The organism is Actinoplanes sp. NPDC020271 (genome assembly GCF_044388125.1).
Lineage (GTDB): Bacteria > Actinomycetota > Actinomycetes > Mycobacteriales > Micromonosporaceae > Actinoplanes.
Genome location: NZ_JBIRWQ010000005.1, coordinates 452340 through 470938, shown reverse-complemented (window position 1 = coordinate 470938; position 18599 = coordinate 452340). Strand labels below are relative to the sequence as shown.

15 protein-coding genes are annotated in these 18599 nt (G+C 70.0%); 8 read left to right on the top strand and 7 right to left on the bottom strand.

Annotation, left to right across the window (positions count from 1 at the left end):
* Window positions 1-240: 240 nt before the first annotated feature.
* The 5 genes from ACH442_RS14955 to ACH442_RS14935 all read right to left on the bottom strand — a co-directional run bounded on the left by ACH442_RS14955 (window position 241) and on the right by ACH442_RS14935 (window position 5944).
* Window positions 241-1062: a TIGR03943 family putative permease subunit gene (locus ACH442_RS14955; RefSeq protein ID WP_396338546.1), complete on the bottom strand. Its 822-nt coding sequence runs from the start codon at window positions 1060-1062 to the stop codon at window positions 241-243.
* A gap of 5 nt (window positions 1063-1067) precedes the next feature.
* Window positions 1068-2078 carry a permease gene (locus tag ACH442_RS14950; protein WP_396338544.1) on the bottom strand — a complete coding sequence of 337 codons (1011 nt, stop codon included), beginning with the start codon at window positions 2076-2078 and terminating at the stop codon, window positions 1068-1070.
* A gap of 527 nt (window positions 2079-2605) precedes the next feature.
* On the bottom strand, window positions 2606-3670 hold the full coding sequence (locus ACH442_RS14945; RefSeq protein ID WP_396338543.1) for a DUF3616 domain-containing protein: 1065 nt from the start codon (window positions 3668-3670) through the stop codon (window positions 2606-2608).
* Between the two features lie 168 nt (window positions 3671-3838).
* Window positions 3839-4906 (bottom strand): LacI family DNA-binding transcriptional regulator, encoded by a 1068-nt coding sequence (locus tag ACH442_RS14940; RefSeq protein ID WP_396338542.1) that lies wholly within the window; start codon window positions 4904-4906, stop codon window positions 3839-3841.
* An 84-nt stretch (window positions 4907-4990) separates the two neighbouring features.
* On the bottom strand, window positions 4991-5944 hold the full coding sequence (locus ACH442_RS14935) for a ketopantoate reductase family protein (protein WP_396338541.1): 954 nt from the start codon (window positions 5942-5944) through the stop codon (window positions 4991-4993).
* A gap of 85 nt (window positions 5945-6029) precedes the next feature.
* Here ACH442_RS14935 and ACH442_RS14930 point away from each other — a divergent pair, with 85 nt between their 5' ends.
* The 4 genes from ACH442_RS14930 (at window position 6030) to ACH442_RS14915 (ending at window position 10088) form a co-directional block, all read left to right on the top strand.
* Entirely contained in the window at window positions 6030-6596 is a 567-nt protein-coding gene (locus tag ACH442_RS14930; RefSeq protein WP_396338540.1) for a TetR/AcrR family transcriptional regulator, read from the top strand.
* 750 nt (window positions 6597-7346) lie between these two features.
* A complete protein-coding gene (locus ACH442_RS14925; protein ID WP_396338539.1) occupies window positions 7347-7796 on the top strand; it encodes an ATP-binding protein in 450 nt (149 codons plus the stop codon).
* 26 nt (window positions 7797-7822) lie between these two features.
* Window positions 7823-8275, top strand: a complete 453-nt coding sequence (locus ACH442_RS14920; protein WP_396338538.1) for an STAS domain-containing protein — start codon at window positions 7823-7825, stop codon at window positions 8273-8275.
* 256 nt (window positions 8276-8531) lie between these two features.
* Entirely contained in the window at window positions 8532-10088 is a 1557-nt protein-coding gene (locus ACH442_RS14915) for a DHA2 family efflux MFS transporter permease subunit (protein ID WP_396338537.1), read from the top strand.
* Window positions 10089-10225: 137 nt separating this feature from the next.
* Here ACH442_RS14915 and ACH442_RS14910 read toward each other — a convergent pair whose 3' ends face one another.
* Window positions 10226-11407, bottom strand: coding sequence for an alpha/beta fold hydrolase (locus ACH442_RS14910; protein WP_396338536.1), 1182 nt, complete (start codon window positions 11405-11407; stop codon window positions 10226-10228).
* A gap of 264 nt (window positions 11408-11671) precedes the next feature.
* Here ACH442_RS14910 and ACH442_RS14905 point away from each other — a divergent pair, with 264 nt between their 5' ends.
* Both ACH442_RS14905 and ACH442_RS14900 read left to right on the top strand, forming a co-directional pair.
* Complete coding sequence (locus ACH442_RS14905; protein WP_396338535.1) at window positions 11672-12529, top strand: SIMPL domain-containing protein; 858 nt, start codon at window positions 11672-11674, stop codon at window positions 12527-12529.
* 181 nt (window positions 12530-12710) lie between these two features.
* On the top strand, window positions 12711-13691 hold the full coding sequence (locus ACH442_RS14900; RefSeq protein WP_396338534.1) for a S1 family peptidase: 981 nt from the start codon (window positions 12711-12713) through the stop codon (window positions 13689-13691).
* Between the two features lie 190 nt (window positions 13692-13881).
* On the opposite strand, the gene ACH442_RS14895 is transcribed toward ACH442_RS14900, so the two are convergent.
* Complete coding sequence (locus ACH442_RS14895) at window positions 13882-14634, bottom strand: tetratricopeptide repeat protein (protein WP_396338533.1); 753 nt, start codon at window positions 14632-14634, stop codon at window positions 13882-13884.
* A 364-nt stretch (window positions 14635-14998) separates the two neighbouring features.
* Here ACH442_RS14895 and ACH442_RS14890 point away from each other — a divergent pair, with 364 nt between their 5' ends.
* Both ACH442_RS14890 and ACH442_RS14885 read left to right on the top strand, forming a co-directional pair.
* Complete coding sequence (locus ACH442_RS14890) at window positions 14999-15187, top strand: hypothetical protein (RefSeq protein WP_396338532.1); 189 nt, start codon at window positions 14999-15001, stop codon at window positions 15185-15187.
* Window positions 15184-18438: a discoidin domain-containing protein gene (locus tag ACH442_RS14885; RefSeq protein WP_396338531.1), complete on the top strand. Its 3255-nt coding sequence runs from the start codon at window positions 15184-15186 to the stop codon at window positions 18436-18438. The genes ACH442_RS14890 and ACH442_RS14885 overlap by 4 nt, the downstream gene beginning before the upstream one ends.
* The last annotated feature ends 161 nt before the right edge of the window (window positions 18439-18599 follow it).

Sequence of the window (18599 nt, the reverse complement as noted above, 5' to 3'; positions counted from 1 at the left end):
GCACGGGCCGGCGAGCACGGGCCGGCGAGCACGGGCCGGCGAGCACGGGCCGGCGAGCACGGGCCGGCGAGCACGGGCCGGCGAGCACGGGCCGGCGAGCACGGGCCGGCGAGCGCGGGCCGAAGCGTGCGGCAGCCATGCGACTCGCACGTCCAGCGCAGCCACAACGGCCGGCCGACGACGCCGCGGGGTAACCAAGCCGCAGACCAGTGGGGGCCGGTCGGGCTGCGGGGTGGGCGGTCAGGCGTAGGGCTGTTTGGGCTGGTCGATCTCCTGCCAGGACTTGACCTCGACGTAGGCGACCTGCGCCTGGTTCACCGGGTCCGTCCCGACCTGGCTGCTGTAGACGCCGACCACCTCGACCCAGGCGTCCGGCGGCGCGTCCAGGGGCACGCCGGTGAGTCCGACTTTGATCGGGCGGCCGTCGGCGGCGCAGCAGGTGAGGACGATTCGGGCGAGCATCGGTTTGCCGTCCGGGCCGGGGGTGATGAAGCCGGTCAGCTTGAGGTTGCGGCCGGTCAGGCTTCGTCCGCTGTCGAAGACGGCCCGGGACGCGTAGTCCAGCAGGCTGACCTCGACCGGGTCGCCGTCGGGCAGCGGTGGGTAGTCCGAGGCGGCGGCCGGGCCGACGCTGCCGGACTGGCCGGCCGCGAACGACCCGAGCGCCGGCGGCGAGATCAGCAGCAGCCCGAGCACCGGCAGCAGAAGCAGCCAGCCCACCTTCGGCTCGTGAGCACCGTGCCCATGCCCGTCGTCCGCCCCGTGACCGTCCCCGTGGTCCGGCTCGTGCGCGCCGTGACCATCGCCGCCGTCCGGCCCGTGCGCGCCGTGACCATCGCCGCCGCCCGCCCCCTGCGCGCCGTGGCCGTGATCGTCGGGGTCGCCGCGGCGGGCGGCGCGCAAGTCGTACCAGATGGTCATTACCGCGGCGGCGACCAACAGGATGCCGGCGACCAGCAGATACGGCTGGAGGCCGGCCTTGACGTACCGGAGGAAGACGTCGGTCACGGTCGCTTTGATGATCGCGCCGCCGAACAGCAGCATGATCACGGCCTGGGTCATCCGGCTCACAGCAGGGCCAATCCGAAGGCGGAGCCGACCAGGACGGCGGCGACGAACGTGGTGGGCGCGAAACGCATCGCGAACCGGCGGCCGAAGACCCCGGTCTGCATGGAGATCAGCTTGAGGTCGACCATCGGGCCGACGACCAGGAAGACCAGGCGGGACGTGAGCGAGAACTGGGACAGCGACGCGGCCACGAACGCGTCGGCCTCGCTGCAGATGGAGAGCAGGACGGCGAGGGTGGCCAGGGCGATCACCGAGACGACGGGGTAACCCGCGAGGCTCTGCAGCCACGAGGCGGGGATCACCACGTTGATCGTCGCCGCCGCGGCCGCGCCCAGGACCAGGAACCCGCCGGCGTGCATGATGTCGTGACGGCAGGCCGCCCAGAACGCCCGGGCCTTCGACTCGTCGTCGAGGTCGGGCCGGTGCGGCAGCTTGATCCACTCCGGTTTGCCGATCCGCAGCCAGAGCCAGCCCATCGCGACGGCGACGACCAAGCTGGCCACGCCGCGGGCGACCGCCATCATCGGCTCGCCGGGGAAGGCGATCACGGTGGCGGTCAGCACGATCGGGTTGATCGCGGGCGCGGCCAGCAGGAACGCGAGCGCCGCGGCCGGGGTCACCCCGCGCCGGATCAGCGAACCGGCGATCGGCACGCTGCCGCACTCGCACCCGGGCAGGATCACGCCGGCGACCCCGGCCGCGGGCACGGCCAGCGCGGGGTGGCTGGGCAGCGCGCGGGCCCAGAAGCTGCGCGGCACGAAGACCGCGATCACCGCGGAGAGCACCACGCCGAAGACCAGGAACGGCACGGCCTGCACCAGCACCGAGACGAACACCGTCGACCAGGTCTGCAGCGCCGCCCCGGAGATCAGCCCGGCGATGCTGCCACGGGCGAGCACGAGCAGCACGAGGATCACGGCCAGCACCTCGAGGGAGCCGATCGTCGTGCCCTTTTCCGAGCTGGGCGTGCTCTTGGTCGTTGTCGGCGCAGTCACCGGCGGCTCCCCCATCCTCCTCGGGCCGCGTCAGAACCTACCCGCTGCGGCTGACAAAACCAGCGCGTCCCACCGCTCGGGTGACGATGCAAATAGATGCGTATGTCCGAATACGGAAATGCGTGGTCAGCGGATCAACGAATTCGCCCCTGGCGTAAAGCTCCGCAGACGCCGGAGACGCGAGCGCATCGCGACACCGTGCGCAGGATGCTCGGGCGCTGATCGGCCGCGCCGAGGTCCCACCGGCCCTGGCCGGTCTGCCCACGGTCGCGCTGCCGCCGCTCGACGAGCACGACGCGGCCCGGCGAGTGGCGCCGGCGGTTCTGGCCGGGCGGCATCATCCGCGGACGGCTCGGATCCGGGCCGCGCTGGACGCCTGCGCCCAGCCGGACCAGCGGCTGGGGCCGGGCTTCGATGGCCGACCACCCCTACTGCGCTCCCGGCTGCGGCCGCCTGTTCGGGCTGGCCGGGGTGAAGTTTCGCGTGCCGGCCACCGGCGTGCGGCTTGCGGCCGGGAGCAGCGCACCGAGGACAGACCGCGCTCAGCGCGGCAGCCGCAGCACGTCAGCGATCACCGCCCCGTCCGCCGTCAGCCGAGCCGACGCCGGGCTGTCGTAGACCACCAGAACCCGATCGGCCCCGAACATGCTCAACCCCTCAGCATGATCGTCCCCTTCCCCGAAGCTCACCTCCAGCTCCCGGCTGATCAAGTCGTCCCGCACGATCGACGGCATCTCCGTCCGGCTCGCCCCGTGCCACCGGTAGATCCGGACCGGCCCGTCCAGCGCCATCGTCGGCCCCGCCAGCACGAGAAGATCGTCCCCGTCCGGGCACAGATCACGCACGCCGAGCCCGTCGAGATCAAGAACATGCTTCCGGTACGGGCGCCCGTCCTCGAAAAGCCGCAGCCGCAACCGCCCCGGGGCGTCGGCCGTCACATACGGCCGCACTTCCAGCACGAACGCCCACCCGCGCAGCACCGGCCCGCGCAGCCCGAGGTATAGCCGGTCGTCGCGCACCGCGATACCTTCGATGTCGAGTCCGTTGTCCTTGCCGGGGATCGCCAGGAAGGGCGCGAGGTGCTCGTCGTCGCGCAGCATCCGGCGCAGGTCGTCACGACCGCTGAGCGCCGCGGCACGATGAACAACCCCATCAACCACTTTTTCCCGTACGGGCGTCGGCACTCCCCCGGCGTCGGCGACCGGTAGCCGCACGAGGATCTGCCGGTTGTCCTGACCCTCGACGCGAGCGAGCCGTTTCAGCGCCTTGGGCCCGTCGTGATGTCCTTTGATCTGTTTACGCCGCAGGCTGTGTGAGCCGACCGCCCACAGGAAGTGCCCGGATCGGGCGAGCCCTTCCACGTCGGCTTCCTCGTCGGCGTCCGCCCCGGGCAGGTCGACCAGGTCGGCGAGGCGGAAGCGGGCTTCGTCCCCGAACTCGGTGGGCCGTTCCGGGTCGTCGGCGAGGAGCCGCTCGACGGTGGCGGTCTCGTCACCGGCGATCCAGAGGACGGGGCCGTCACGACGTACGGCGGAAAGGTTCGTATGGGTTGCCGCCGCCTGCGAGTCGTCGGAGAACCGCAGGCGCACGGTGTGGTCGACCGTCATGGTCCACATATTGGCACCGGCGCGCTCCTCCGGACCGCCCCTGACCGGAAATGGTCAGGCGGCGACGAGGCTTGACGCTGACCGCCGCGCGCCCACTCCTCGAACGGCAGCGGCTTGATCGAGAACGGGCAGTCCGCCGCTGAACCCATGCAGGACGCGCTCGCACAGTCACCGATCGGGGGCGGGCTGTCCTCCGGGCGCGACCACGGTCCACGGCGCCGGCTGCCCGTCGAGGTCGCCCGACAGGGCCGCTCGGGCACATGCCCGGCCCTGGTCGCGCAACGAGGCCGCCACCGACCACACTCCCGAGGCGGTGGCCTCCCGCGAGCCGTCCCACCCGGTGAGCGTCACCGCCCGCTGCGTGCGGCCCATCGCCCCGCGGGCCCCGAGCGCCAGTTCGTCGCTCATCGCCAGCACCACCACGGGACCGGAGTCCGCCAGGGTGGCGAGCAGCCGCGCGGCGGCGTCCGCACCCAGGTCGCGCTGGTTGCGTTCCACCACGGCGATCCGCACGTCGTCCCAGTGGTGACCGGCCTCGGTCAGCGCGTCGCGGTAGCCGGCCAGCCGCGCCCCGGTGACGGGGAACGGGACCGCCCGCGGATCCATCAGGTCGGCGGGCAGGTCGCGGCCACGCAGCACGCCGCTGGTGCGGCGCCGGTCCAGGGGGAAGCTGATGATGACGGGGGTCGCCCCAGCCAGTGGGGTGGCCCCCGCGACCGCTGCCGCCGCCGCGCGGTCGTCCGGTCCGACGCACGCCAGGCCGGGGTGGGCCGGGCCGCCCTGGATGGCCGCGGGCCGTCCGCTGCTCGCGACGGCGGCCAGCACCGGGTCGTCGGCGACGGTGGTCCACAGCACGTACCCGTCGACGGCCGCGGTCAGCACCCGGTCGACGTCGGAGGCGTCCCCCCGGGTGGGGATCAGCACCACTCCCAGGTCCTCACTGACGCAGACGTCGGTGATCCCGGCCAGGAACTGCGCTGCCTGCGGGTCGTCGAAGAGATAGGACAGATGCTCCCCGACCACCACGCCCAGCTGGTTGGCGCGCCCCGAGCGCAGGGCCCGGGCGGTGCTGTCCGGCCGATAGCCCAGCCGGGCCGCGACCTCCAGCACCCGGGCCCGGGTGCCCTCGGCGACCCGCGCGGGACGGTTGAACGTATAGGACACCGTCATCGGCGCGACCCCGGCCTGCTCGGCGACATCTTTGACGGTGGGACGGCGACGCGCGGGCGTGGGCACCGGCCCATTCTAATGCCTTGTGTAACGTTACGCGGCCGGGCCCACGGCGTACTGAATCGGGAATGTGACCGTGATTCTCGGGGTCTATTTCACCGGCGGGGCGGCGAAGTACGGCTCGGCGGCCCCCAGGCGCGGGACCGAGATGCCCCGCCGGCGGGCCTCGGCCAGGGTGTCGCGACCGACAGCGCGCAGCTCCTCCGGGTTGGCGTGCGACTCCGCCAGCAGGCGCATCGGCGGGAAGTGGCCGAACAGCCAGGAGAGCGCGGGACCGGTCAGCCATGAGGGCGACTTGAGGAGCAGCACGTCGCCGCGATGCCGTCGCAGATCGATGCCGCGGGCCTCGACGAGCGGGAGCAACTCGCGGATGGCGAGCACCGCCTGGCGGGCCTCGCCGGGCGCGCCGGCGATCTCGGCCAGCGAGCCCAGCTTGAGACTCCGGGTGTGCAGGCCGGCGTTCTGGATGAAGTGGATCCAGAGCCAGCCGCGGAAGTCGGCGTTCTCCCGGACCTTGAACCCGGCCTGGCCGAACACCTCGCGGACGGCTCGCTCGCGCTCGGTCGGCGGCGACCCGAGCGTGCCGGAGAAGACCACCGGCAGCAGGGAGCCGTGCAGCACACCGGCGTCGTCGAAGCCGCCGCCGGCGCCGGGGAAACCCCAGGCCACCTGGTCGGCCGGGATGGTGCCGATCGCCTCCGAGGGCTCGGCCCAGAGGTTGTTGAAGACCAGCACGGTGGCCCGGCCGACGCGCGGGCCGAGGAAGGCCACGGCCTCGGCGAGGTTGTAGTGCTGGACGCTGAGCACGATCAGGTCGAAGTCGTGGCCGGGCGGCAGTTCCTCGCGATACCGCACCGGCCATCGCTCGGTGACGCGCTCGCCCCGCAGCCGGCGCCGCGAGTCGAGCAGGTCGAGGTCGATCGCCTCGCCGTACTGCGCCGCGCGGCCCGGACGGACGTAGAACTCGACGTCGTGACCTGCACGTTCCAGGGCCCAGCCGTAGATCGTGGCGATCACGCCGCGACCGAACATCAGGATCTTCATGCCCCACCTCGTGGACTACAATCGGAGGTCATCTCCACTTCGCCAAAATATGGAGATAGTTTCCACTTGTCAACGGGGAGGGTTCGTGACCGCCGCCAAGCCCCTGCGCGCCGACGCCCAGCGCAACCGGGACGCCCTGGTCGCCAAAGCTCGGGAGATCTTCGCCTCGGGCGGGTTCGACCTGCGGTTCGACGACTTCGCGAAGCTGGCCGGGGTGGGGACCGGGACGCTGTACCGGCACTTTCCCACGCGGGAAGCGCTGGCCGAGGCGGTCTACCGGGAAGAAGTTGCCGCGCTCGGTGGCCGGGCGCGCGAACTGCTGACGACACAGCCCGCGGGCGAGGCGCTGGCCGTCTTCCTGCGCGGGTTCGTCAGCTACCTCGACGACCATCAGGGTCTCGCGCGGACACTGGCCACGCTGATGGCGACACACGAAGGGCTGCTGGCCGACGGCGGGCGGCAACTCGGCGAGGCCATCACCTCCCTGCTGGTCGCGGGGATCGAAGCCGGCGCGATCCGGGGCGACGTCGGGGTGGGCTCGGTGATGATGGCACTGCACGGGATCTGCGCCGCCTACGACCAGCCGGGCAGTCGCACCGACGCGGACGGGGTGATCACGCTGGTGCTGGACGGCCTACGCCACCACCCCTGAACCGGCAGCGGGCAGAGGAGAGGGATCGAACACTCGGACAGTGCGCAGAGCGACAAGCGCAGCCGCAGCTCGACGCCGGACGTATGCATGGCCCCGGAGATCGCCTCAACACCGACGTTCCGCACCCTGATTCCGGCGGTCGCGCTCGGCTCCACCCGGACGGCGCGACCTGGCCCGATCGGTGGCCACGCGAAGAATGGCGTGACGGTCTCGACCGGCCCCACCAGACGCCCCAGCCGGCGACTACGCGTTGGCACCATCACGTGGGCAGCCGGCACGCGGATCGCGGCAGATCAGTGCGCTGATGATGACAGCCATGCCAGTTCAGGAAAGCCGATGGCCTCGGTTGCGCGTCAACCGTTCGGTGATTGCCGCTGTCGCGTGATCCCGTGCCGCGCTGTCACGCGACCACACCGCCGTGTTCCGATCGGCGAATACCGTCAGAACGAATGGCCGTCCCTGACCGGTGGTCAGGCGCAGCCGGGGCGGTCGGTCACCGGCAGTCTCCAAGGTGCGTCGGAGCCGCGTCGCCAAGGACTGGCCGGGTCGCAGAAGTAGACCGGCGTGCTGGTGGCAGCGGTGAACTCGCCATGCCGGCCCGAGCCCGCCCGATCCGGTCACTGTGCATGGTGGATGTGCGGTCGGTCGGGTCGGCCACGTGCTCCGGCTGTGTTCCAGGAGGGCTTCGCGGGGTTGGCTGCTGTCCGTTCTGCGCGGCCGGGACGGCGCGGTGGCCGGCCGGAGAATGCGGTGGACACGGCCCGCCCGGTCACGTCCGCGGGCGGGCCGCAGAGCCCGGGCAGGGTGCTGATGGCCTGCTGGTTCGGCCGGGCGCTGCTGGGCCCGGTGCGCGAGCAGATTCGTGCTCTGGCCGTCGGTCAGGGGCTGCACGATGATCAGTCGCACCGGTTCGTGCTGGCGGTGCACGAGGCGGTGACCAACGTCGTGCGGCACGGCGGGGGGCATGGTCAGCTGTTGCTGTGGCGCCGCGCCGGCCATGTGTGGTGCGAGATCAGCGACCACGGCCCGGGCTTTCCCGCAACTGTCCTGTCCGCCGCTGAGGTCACCGGCCTCGCGGTTCCCGCCTGGTCGGGACTGCAGATCATCCAGCGGGCCTGCACCGGCCTGGACATCACGACCGATTCCACCGGCACCCGTCTGCTGCTGAGCCACCGGGCCGGTCCGCTGCCCGCGCCGTGAGCATGCCCGGATCGGGGGACAGTCGAGTGCCGGTCACCGTGACGGTGGTAGATCCAGAAGATGCTGAGCGCAGCGGAGCCGCGACGATGAGCCAGGAACATGACAGTGAGCCTTACGTCGATGACGTCGGACAACGGCTCACGGTGGCCGAGGCGAAGCTGTATGACGATGTCGTCCTGGTGGCTGTCGGCGGCGACCTCAACATCGGCACCACGGGCGAGTTCCACCGGCGACTGTCCGAAATCGTCGCCGAGCATCCCGCCGAACGTCTGGAGCTGGACCTGTCCGCACTCGACTTCTGCGATCTCGCCGGTCTGCGCGCCATGCTCACTCTTGAGCAGACGGGCACGACGACCGCGCGGCAGGCCCGGATCGTCGTGGCGGCACGCTGCTTCGACCTGCTGCTGGACTTGTGCCGGACTCCGGCGGTGCTTGGCTATGCCCCACCTCCTCCCCTACCGCACCGCGACGGCGGCTGAGCGGCTCAGGTGGGGCCAGGCCGGACCGTCACACCGTCACCCGTCGGGTTCCGGTGGGACCGCTGATGACCGTCAGAATCAGGCGGAACCGGGCCGCCGCACAGGTGACCTGAGCGCGAAAGGACGGGTAGGGCACCCGGAGCCGGGCGTTGCGGACTACGGTCGTGCCAGTGTCGTGTGCGCTCCGTGCCAGCGGAGCGGGGAAGACTCGTACCGACTCACGGAATACGGCGTCACTGGCCCGAAGAAGGAACGTATGACAGAGGTTGCCCCACCCGCCGCCGCGAACGACGAGCGGATCACCGGCGACATCCTGAAAGTTGCCGGCGTCGTCGTCCTCGGCGCCATCATGTCGATCCTCGACATCACGGTCGTCAACGTCGCGCTGCCGACGTTCCAGACGACGTTCGGTGAGCCCGGCCAGCCGCTCGCCTACTCGACCGTCGCGTGGACGGTCACCGGTTACACGCTCGCGCTGGCCACCGTCATCCCGCTCACCGGCTGGGCGGCCGACCGGTTCGGCACCAAGCGGCTCTACATGACCGCGATCGCGCTGTTCACGATCGGGTCGGTGCTGTGCGCCATGGCCAGCAACATCAACATGCTGATCGCGTTCCGGGTGCTGCAGGGCCTCGGCGGCGGCATGCTGATGCCACTGGGCATGACGATCATGACGAGGGCGGCGGGCCCGAAGCGGATGGGCCGGCTGATGGCCATCCTGGGCGTGCCGATGCTGCTCGGTCCGATCGGCGGCCCGATCCTCGGCGGCTGGCTGATCGACGCGGCCAGCTGGCACTGGATCTTCCTGATCAACCTGCCGATCGGCTTGATCGCCCTGGTCTACGCGTTCATGGTGCTGCCCAAGGACGCGCCGCACCCGTCGGAGACGTTCGACTTCGTCGGCATGCTGATGATGTCGCCCGGCCTCGCGCTGTTCCTCTACGGCATCTCGTCGATCCCGGCCGAGGGCACGGTCAGCTCGCCCAAGGTCCTCATCCCGGGGTTCGTCGGCCTGGCCCTGGTGATCAGCTTCGTCCTGTACTCGTTCAAGCCGAAGCATCCACTGCTCGACCTGCGCCTGTTCAAGAACCGGAACCTGGCCGTCAGCATCATCACGATGTTCCTGTTCGCGGTGGCGTTCTTCGGCGGCCTGCTGCTCGTGCCGACCTACTTCCAGCAGATCCGCGGCGAGTCGGTGCTGCACGCCGGCCTGCTCGTGGCTCCGCAAGGCATCGGCGCGATGCTGACCATGCCGGTCGCCGGTGCGCTCACCGACAAGCTGCCGGTCGGCCGGATCGTGCCGTTCGGCCTGCTGTTCATCCTCGCCGGCATGATCAGCCTGACCCAGATCACGTCGACGACGTCGTACACCTATCTGATCGTCACCCTGTTCGTCATGGGCCTCGGCATGGGCGGCACGATGATGCCGATCATGACGTCGGCGCTCAAGACGCTGCGGCAGGCCGAGGTCGCCCGTGGGTCGACGCTGCTGAACATCACTCAGCAGATCGCCAGCTCGGTCGGCGTCGCCATCATGTCGGTGATCCTGACCAACGGTCTCAAGGACGCCGAACTGGCCGGCCCGGCAATCGCCTCCCGGCAGGACCCGGCGATCGCCGCGCAGATCGGTGGTCCGGCCGGGGTCGAGAAGGGCCTGGCCCAGGCCGCGGAAGCGTTCGCCCACACCTACTGGGTGGCGGTCGGCCTGGTCCTGCTGACCGTGATCTCGTCGCTGTTCCTCCCCCGCAAGCGGGAGGAGTCGCATCTCGGCGACGGCGAGGCGGCCGATGCCGCACCGGTGATCCTGCACTGATCCGGACCTGACGAAGGCCGGTGGGAGACGACTCCCACCGGCCTTTCTCGTTCAGCGGCCCTCCCGATCAGCTCGGCCTTTATGACCAGCTCGGCCTTTTGATCAGCTCGGCCTTTATGACCAGCTCGGCCTTTTGATCAGCGGTGCGACCGCAGCCAGGCGCGGATGTCGGTGACCACCTGCCGGTCCGGCTCACCGAACTCCGGCGTGAACTTCGGGGTCACGTTCATGGTGTGCGCCATCCCCGGGTAGATGACGATCTTGTGATCGCGGTTGCCGGCCGCAGCGACGGCGGCGTCCGCGGCCAATGCCGCCCGGGCCGGCGTCTGCAGGTCGTTCTCGCCGTTGAGCAGCAGCGTCGGGCCGGCGAACCGGGGCAGCGCCTGCGTCACCGTCGGGAAACGAGCGATGTCGGCGACGTAGTCCTGCAGCGTCTCCAGCCCCGGCACGTCCGGGTAGTTGTCGATCCCGGTGGCCGCGCGCAGCACCGCACCGGCTTCCGCGTCGATCGCGATCTGCCCGTCATGATCGGTGTCGGTGGTGGCTCGCACCCGATCGCCGTCGAGCAGGACCGACCGGAACTGATCAGCCAGTTCCGCCGGCTGCCCGACCAGGCCGTTGCGCGCCTCGGTCAGCGTCAACCGGCCGTCGGCGTCCACGTCGAACTGGTCGTGCAACTGCAGCAGCAGCCGGCCGTAGAGCTGCAACGTCAGCAACTGCTTGATGTCCTGCCCGACGACACCCATCGCGATCACGCCGGCCGGCTTCGGGATGCCGAACGCCTGCGGGTCGGCGGCCAGATTCGCGGCCACGTTCGTACCCTCGCTGTGGCCCAGCAGGAAAATCCGTGACCGATCCACCCGGGGCGAGGCGGCCGCGAACCGGACCACCGAGGCGGCGTCCCGCTGGATCTGCTCATACGGCTTCTCCGGATTCAACTGCGCCGGATCGGTGCTCTCCACCGGCCCGACCCCGGTCACACCCCGCTTGTTGAACCGCAGCGCCGCGAACCCCTCCCGGGCGGCAGCCTGCGCCAGCGGCACGAACGTCGCGCCCTTGGAGTCCGGCAGGGTCTGGTTCATATCGTTGTGCCCGCTGCCGTGCAGCAGCACGACCAGCGGCAGCCGGCCCCGGGCCCCACTCGGATAGGTCAGCTCGGCCTGCGTGATCCACCCCTTGCCGAAGTCGATCCGGACCTGCTCCCGGGTGATCCCCGCCCAGCCCGAACCACTCGCGACGGCACCCAGTTGTTGACCGGTCAGAACAGTGAGGGCGGTCAGGATGACCGCCAGGATGCGGTACTTCGTCCTCGTCGTCATGAACCCCACGCTATTTTCCGCAGCGGCCGGCATCGATCCCGCTGCCTACCCGATCCGAGGTACAGCAGGCTGGAAAAGTGCCCGTTCCGGCGCGCCTGGCGACTGCGGCCTCACTGCCGACCGGCCCAACCCCGATTCACCCCATTTCGCCGTACGGGCGAGCCCGCCACCGACCGCACGGATGGTCTAAAAAGCGGGTAATGTCCGCCTTTGGTGGGATTCGACCGGGAGCATAGGGGGAAACTCAGCTTCGAGGGCGGAAATGTGAAGAAGACACGCGTCGCAGTGCAGGCTCTTGTTGTTCTGGCCGCGCTGGCCGGGCCGGAAACGCTGACCGGAAGCCAGCCGGCGCTCGCTGCCGGGACGACAGCCGGGGGCCGAGCAGTGCTCACCGCCGGGACGACAGCCGGGAGCCGATCGGCGCTCACCGCCGGGACGACAGCCGGGAGCCGATCGGCGCTCGCTACGGGAGCGACGGCATCACAGGTCGCTGAGCAGGAGCGGGAGAGCATTGTGGTCAGCGGGACCGGGGAGGTGTCCGGCACGCCCGACGTGCTCGTGGCGAACTTCGCCGTCGAGACCGACGCGCCGGCGGTCGGTTCGGCATTGGATCGGGCAGCCGCGGCGGCGACCCGGATGCGCGATGCGCTCGTGCGGGCCGGGATCGCCAAGGCCGACCTCACGACGTCGGATGTGAGCGTCACCGCTCGGCGGAACGCCACCAAGATCACCGGGTACACCGCGAGCCAGGGGCTCACCGCGAAGATCCGTGACCTGCCGAAAGCCGGTTCCATACTCTCCGCGGCCGTCGCCTCCGGCGGTGACTCGGCCCGGTTGAGCAGCACGTCGTTCACGATCGAGGACGACAGCGCGCTGCTGGCCGAGGCTCGGCGGAAGGCGTTCGCCGACGCGCGCGGCAAGGCCCAGTCGTACGCCCGGGAGGCGGGCCGGCCTTTGGGTCGCGTCGTCCGGGTGAGCGAGGAGAGCGCCGGTTTCGCGGGGGCGTCCGCGCTGCGCGGCATGGCTTACGCGGACCAGCCGGTTCCGGTCGAGCCGGGGCGACAGCAGGTCGTGGTGACCGTCACGGTGGAGTGGGCTCTGGGCGCCGACGGGCCACAATGACCAGCGGCTGAAAATCTTGCCGAACGAAGGCAACCACTTCGGCTCCGGCCCGGTCTCTGACCGGCTGAGAGGAGCGTCGTGGCGCCGGACACCGGGGACGGGTTGCTCGCCGGTGTGGAGGCCCGCTGTCCGGGCCGGGGCGGGTTGCAACGCATGAATACCTTTCATGCGTCATGGGTGTGTGCAGACTGTGAAGGCGTTATGGGCGGTGGCGGCGCTGGCCGCCGCGATCCTCGGTGTCGCCGGCCCGGCGAACGCCATCGCCAACGGCCAGAACGTGCCGCAGGGCAGGTACGTCTTCGCGGTGAAACTCACCATGACCGGCATCCCGGACGGCGACGGCACCCGGGACAGTTCGTGCACCGGCAGCCTGCTCACCTCGGAGTGGGTGATCACCGCCGGGCACTGTTTCAAGGACTCCGCCGGTCGTCACGTCAGCCGGACGGTCGCCGCGCGCACCACGGCGACCGTCGGACGCGCCGACCTGCGGACCAGGACCGGTCATGTCTCCACCGTCGTCGCCGTCCGGCAGGCCACCGGGTCCGACGTGTCCCTGGCGAAGATTGACCCGCCGATCACCGACATCCCACCGATCCATCTGCGCACGAAGGCGCCGACGGTCGGCATGACGCTCCGGCTGGCAGGCTTCGGCGACACCGGCCGCGACCGGCCCACCGCAAAGATCCTTCAGACGGGTACGTTCGAGGTGGTGTCCCGCTCCACGAAGGTGCTCGGCATCAGCGGCCGCGAGCCGGACGCCAGCACCAGCGCCTGCGAGCACGACTCCGGCGGCCCGTACTTCGCGGTCGACACCGCCGGAAAAGCTGAGTTGGTGGCCGTGGTCAGCAAAGGTCCGAGCTGCCCGCACGTGGGCCCGGACACTGCGGCGCGGGTCGACGCGGTCGCCGGCTGGATCACCTCGACCGTCGGCAAGTCCCACCTCAACCAGCCGTTCGTGACCGTTACTCCCCGCACCCGTTCGTCTCCCTCACCGCCGTCACGCTCGCCGGTCACGGCCGCGGCCCCGCCGGATTCCGCACCGGTCATACCGTGGAAACTCGCCCTGCCCGTCATGGCCGGCCTGCTGACCGTGGCCGCCGTCCACACCTTGCAAAGGCGAACCCGGCGCCGCCGCCGGGCGGCCCGTTCCCGCGGCGCGTGACGCACTGATGTCACACGTCGTGCCGCTTGCCGCCGCCGGCGCCGATGATCCGGCCGCCACCTCTCACCCGGCTGCCGAGCTGTCGGCGGCGCACGCCGTTGTCGAGGATCTGACGGCGTGCGCGTTCACGCCGTCCGCGGACGGCGTGCGCGTCGGGATCGGCCGAGACGCTTCCTGACGCCGGATCGGGTCAGGCCGTGTCCCAGCGGGTGAGGAGGTTGCGGGTGCTGATGGTGGCCGGGTTGTCCGGGCCGAGGGCGCGTTCCATGTCGGCGGCGACGGTTTTCAGGTCGGCCAGGGCGTTCTTCTCGCCGGCCTGGTGGCGCAGGATCGCCAGCGAGCTGCGGGAGATCAGCACCGTGGAGTGGTCGGCGCCGAGGGCCCGGGTGGCGTCGGTGATCAGCGACCGGTAGGCCTCCTGCGCCGCGCCGGGGTCACCGTCCTCGGCGAGCCAGTCGGCGTGCTGGTAGCGGGACGCCAGGGTTTCTTCGTGGTCCGGGCCGAGGAGCCGCTGCTGCCGTGCGACGAGTTCGGCCATGGCGCCGACCCGGTCGGGCAGGTCGCCGCGGTCGCCGCGGAGTCGCAGGTGGAGGGTCTGCGCACTGAGCGTGTGCGGATGGTCCGGCCCGAGGACTCGATCGAGGTCGGGGAGCAGCGCTTCGAGGTGGGCGAGGGCGGCGTCGGGCCGGTCCTGGGTGAGCAGGCCCAGCACTTGGCGCAGGCGCGCTTCGAGCACTGCCGGGTGGGCTGCCATGACTTGCCGGCGGGCGTCCCAGAGCAGGAACAGCTCGCCGACGACGGCGAGGGGCAGGTACCACCACAGTTGACCGATGGGCATGATGAGGGTGCCCACCACGAAGGCGCCCAGGCCGATCAGCGGCCAGCGCCACGGCCCGGCGAACACACTTTTGCGACTGTGGCCGGGTGTTGCCTGCGGCGTCATCGGACTCCTCGTCTGCGCCGTGGAAGGTGTGTCCGGTTGTATCCCGCCGGGGCAACAGAGATCAAGCGCCGGCGGCAGGCGCCCGGCCTCGGGGTTTCGGTCGGCAGCCGGGGAGTTTCGGTCCCGGCGACCGGTCACGGGGACGCTACCAGCGGGATTACCGTACATGAGTTTCTATTCGCAACGTGCTTGACATCTTGCCGAAAACGTTTTCGTAAGGAACTCTGGCGTCCGGGGTGGACCGAGCCACCCGGGCCACCACCCGCATCCACACCAGCTCACGAAGGGGTGGAGTCCATCCAAAATTATCGACATCTGTCGATGCATGACCGTTTCGTCCCGTCTTCGACGAAAGGGAACCCCCATGCACCAACCCGCTCTCTCCCGGCGCACCGTCCGGTCAGCCGGCGCCCCCGGTGCGGCCGGCGCGCTCGGTTCCACCACGCAGAACCGGATCGGCCGTTCGCCATACGCGGGCGATCCCGCTCTCGCCGCGGCCTCGCGCAGCGGCTACTCCACCGGTGTCCTCGAGTGGAAGGCGTTCCAGGCATGAAACGCGCGTTCGCCATGACTCTTCTGCTGGTCGTCGGCACGCTGGGGCTGCCCGCTCCGGCGCAGGCCGCGCAGACGATCGGCCTGCCCACGTTCACCGGTGGCGCCATTCCGCAGCCGCCGGTCGCCTACCGCACCGGTGACACGATGAAGGCGATTTACGACGCGGAGTCGGGCGGCACCGATTTCTGGATGGATCGGCTGCTGACCCGCAACGGCAGCGACCCGGCCGGCGACTTCCTGATGACCCGCGGCCGGGCGGCGTTCATGTACACCTACAACCCGGCCGTGATCGGCTTCGGCGGCAATGCGGCCTACTGGGACAACATCAGCAGCCAGAACGCGTATGCGATCACTGCCTCGCCCGGCACGTTCACCGAGCAGGCGGCGCAGCGCAAGCAGACGCCGAGTTACGCGAGAACCGTGCACACCAGCGGATCGATCCGCTTGGAGGTCACCAGGTTCATCACGTACAACAACGTTCTCGTCTCCAATGTCGCGGTCGTCAACACCGGAACCGCCTCGGCGACCGTCACGCTGAACGCGACCTCGCCCTACGCGACCACGGTCAGTGGCACCGAGCTGACCGGCAGCCGCGCGGTGAAGAACAGTTTGACCACGATCTACCCGCGGTTCTCCGGTGACGGATTCACCGCGGCGAGCGGCGCGCTGTCCCGATCGGTGACCGTGCCGGCCGGCACCACCGTGACCACGAAGGTGCAGCTCGGCATGGTTGCGAACGAGATCCCGGCGTCGTTGACCGACTACAACGCCTATCGCGCTTCGAGTGCGGCCGACGCGTTCGCGACGCACGTGCGCGCCTACAACAAATGGTGGGCCGACAACGTCCCGTACATCGACGTGCCCGATCCTGCGATCAAGAAGAACATCTATTATCGCTGGTGGTTGATGCGCTTCAACTATCTGGACGCCGACATTCCGGGGCAGGACTTCCAGTTCCCGCAGTCGGTCGAGGGCGCGACCGGGTACAACAACGCGATCGCGCTGACCCAGCCGATGCACATCGACGACCTGAAGTATCTGCGGAACGCCGAGTACTCGTACGGCCCGTACCTGTCGGTCGGGCAGTACTCGGCCAACGGCCGGTTCGTCGACAACCCGGGTGACCCGGAGAACTGGTCCAATTCGTACACGCAGTACATCGCCGAGGCGGCGTGGCGGGCGTACCAGATTCACGGTGGTCAGCCGGCGATGCTGAACAATTTCGCGCGGTATGCCGAGGGCGACGCCAAGGGTCAGCTGGCGACCTACGACACCAACAACAACGGGGTGATCGAGTACGACTGGGGCGCGATGACCGGCAATGACGCCGACGCGGTCTCGTTCCACTGGAGGGCCGGCAACCTGGATCGGGCCGAGACGGCGTACGTCTGGAGCGCGGCGAACGCCGCCCGGGACGCATATTCGCTGGCCGGGAACAGCGCGAAAGCGACCGAGATGCAGACGCTCGCCGACCGGATCAAGAACGGAGTGGTCGGCACACTCTGGAACCCGGCCGACCAATTGCTGGAGCACAAGCACGTCGCCACCAACGCGTTCGTCCCCTGGAAAGAAATCAACAACTATTATCCGTACGCCGTGGGCCTGATGCCCAACACCGCCGAGTACCGCCAGGCCCTGCGGCTGTTCGCCGACCCGGCGCAGTACCCGATCTTCCCGTTCTACACGGCGAACCAGGTCGACAAGGCGGCAGCCGCGGCCGCCGGGAGTCCGGGCAGCAACAACTTCTCGACGATCAACTCGACGGTGCAGTTCCGGCTCTACTCGTCGGTGCTGCGCCATTACCCCAATCAGTGGATGAGCGCGGACGACTACAAGAAGCTGCTCTACTGGAACAGCTGGGCGCAGTACATCGGCGGCAACACCGACTGGCCGGACGCCAACGAGTTCTGGGCCGACTGGAACGGCAGCGCGATCACGTACCGCTCCTGGATCCACCACAACATCCTCGGCAGCAGCAACTGGACGGTCATCGAGGACGTCGCCGGGCTGCGGCCGCGCAACGACGCGCAGATCGAACTGTCCCCGATCGCCATCGGCTGGCCCAACTTCGCGGTCAACAACCTGCGCTACCGCAACGCCGACCTCTCGATCGTCTGGGACGACCCGGCCGACGGCGTGGTCAAGTACGCGGGTGTCCCGCAGGGCTACTCGATCTTCCTGAACGGGACGCGGGTCGCCACGGTCAACCAGCTCACCCCGTTCGTCTACAACCCGGCGACCGGGGCGGTCACCTTCCCGTCCGGGAGCGGGACGGTCGCGTACAACGTGGCGTTCCCGTCGCTGCAGGCGCCGCAGAACGTGACCCTGAACAGCGACCGCGTCGTGGACGTGTTCGCCAAGGCCGGCGTCGATCTGACCTCGACCGCGCCGAACCTGGCGTCCGGCGCGACGACCTCGGCCTCCTACACCAGCTCGGGCACGACCACGGCCGCGGCGGTCGACGGGCTGCCGACGAACTCGCCACTGTGGGGCAGTTACGGCAGCACGAACACGACCGACTGGTACGAGATCAACTTCGGTTCGGCCAAGACGGTGGACGAGGCCCGCATCTACTTCCGCAACGACCGGGCCGGCAACCACTATCGGCCGCCGACGGCGTACACCGTGCAGTATTGGAACGGCTCGGCCTTCGTCACCGCATCGTCGCAGGTGAAGACACCGACGGCGCCGCAGTCGAACTACAACAAGGTCAGCTTCGCCGGGGTGAGCACCACCCGGCTGCGGATCCAGTTCACCCAGCCGGCCGGCACCGCGAAGACCGGCCTGACCGAGGTCAAGCTGTACCAGCGCGGCGCGGTCGCCTCGTCCAACGTGGCGGCAAGCGCCACGCCCAGCGCCTCCTACACCTCGTCGTGGGAGTCGGTGAACGCGCTCAACGACGGCATCGACCCGCCGTCCTCCGACGACACGATCAACCCCCGATGGGGTACGTGGCCGAACACCGGCCAGCAGTGGGCTGAGCTCACGTGGCCGACGGCGCAGTCGCTGCGCTCGGCCCAGGTGTACTTCTTCGACGACGGCCAGGGCATCGACCTGCCCGCGTCGTGGAAACTCCAGTACTGGACCGGCACGGCGTACGCCGACGTGCCGGACGCCAGTGGCTACCCGATCGCCGCGAACCAGTACAACGAGGTCACGTTCCCTCAGCTCAGCACCACACGACTGCGGGTGGCGCTGACCAGCGGCACGGCCTCGGTCGGCCTGCTGGAGGTGAAGGCCTTCAGCTGACCGGCGGGTGCGGGCCCACCCCGGTGAGCCCGCACCCGCGCCCCGTCATGACGCGGTCTCGTCCCCGCCTTTCGGCGGCGGAGGGCGCGCCGGTGGGCGGCCGCGTACGCGTCGGCGAAACAGTCATGGTCGGTGACCGTGCGGCCGTCCGGGCGAGCCGA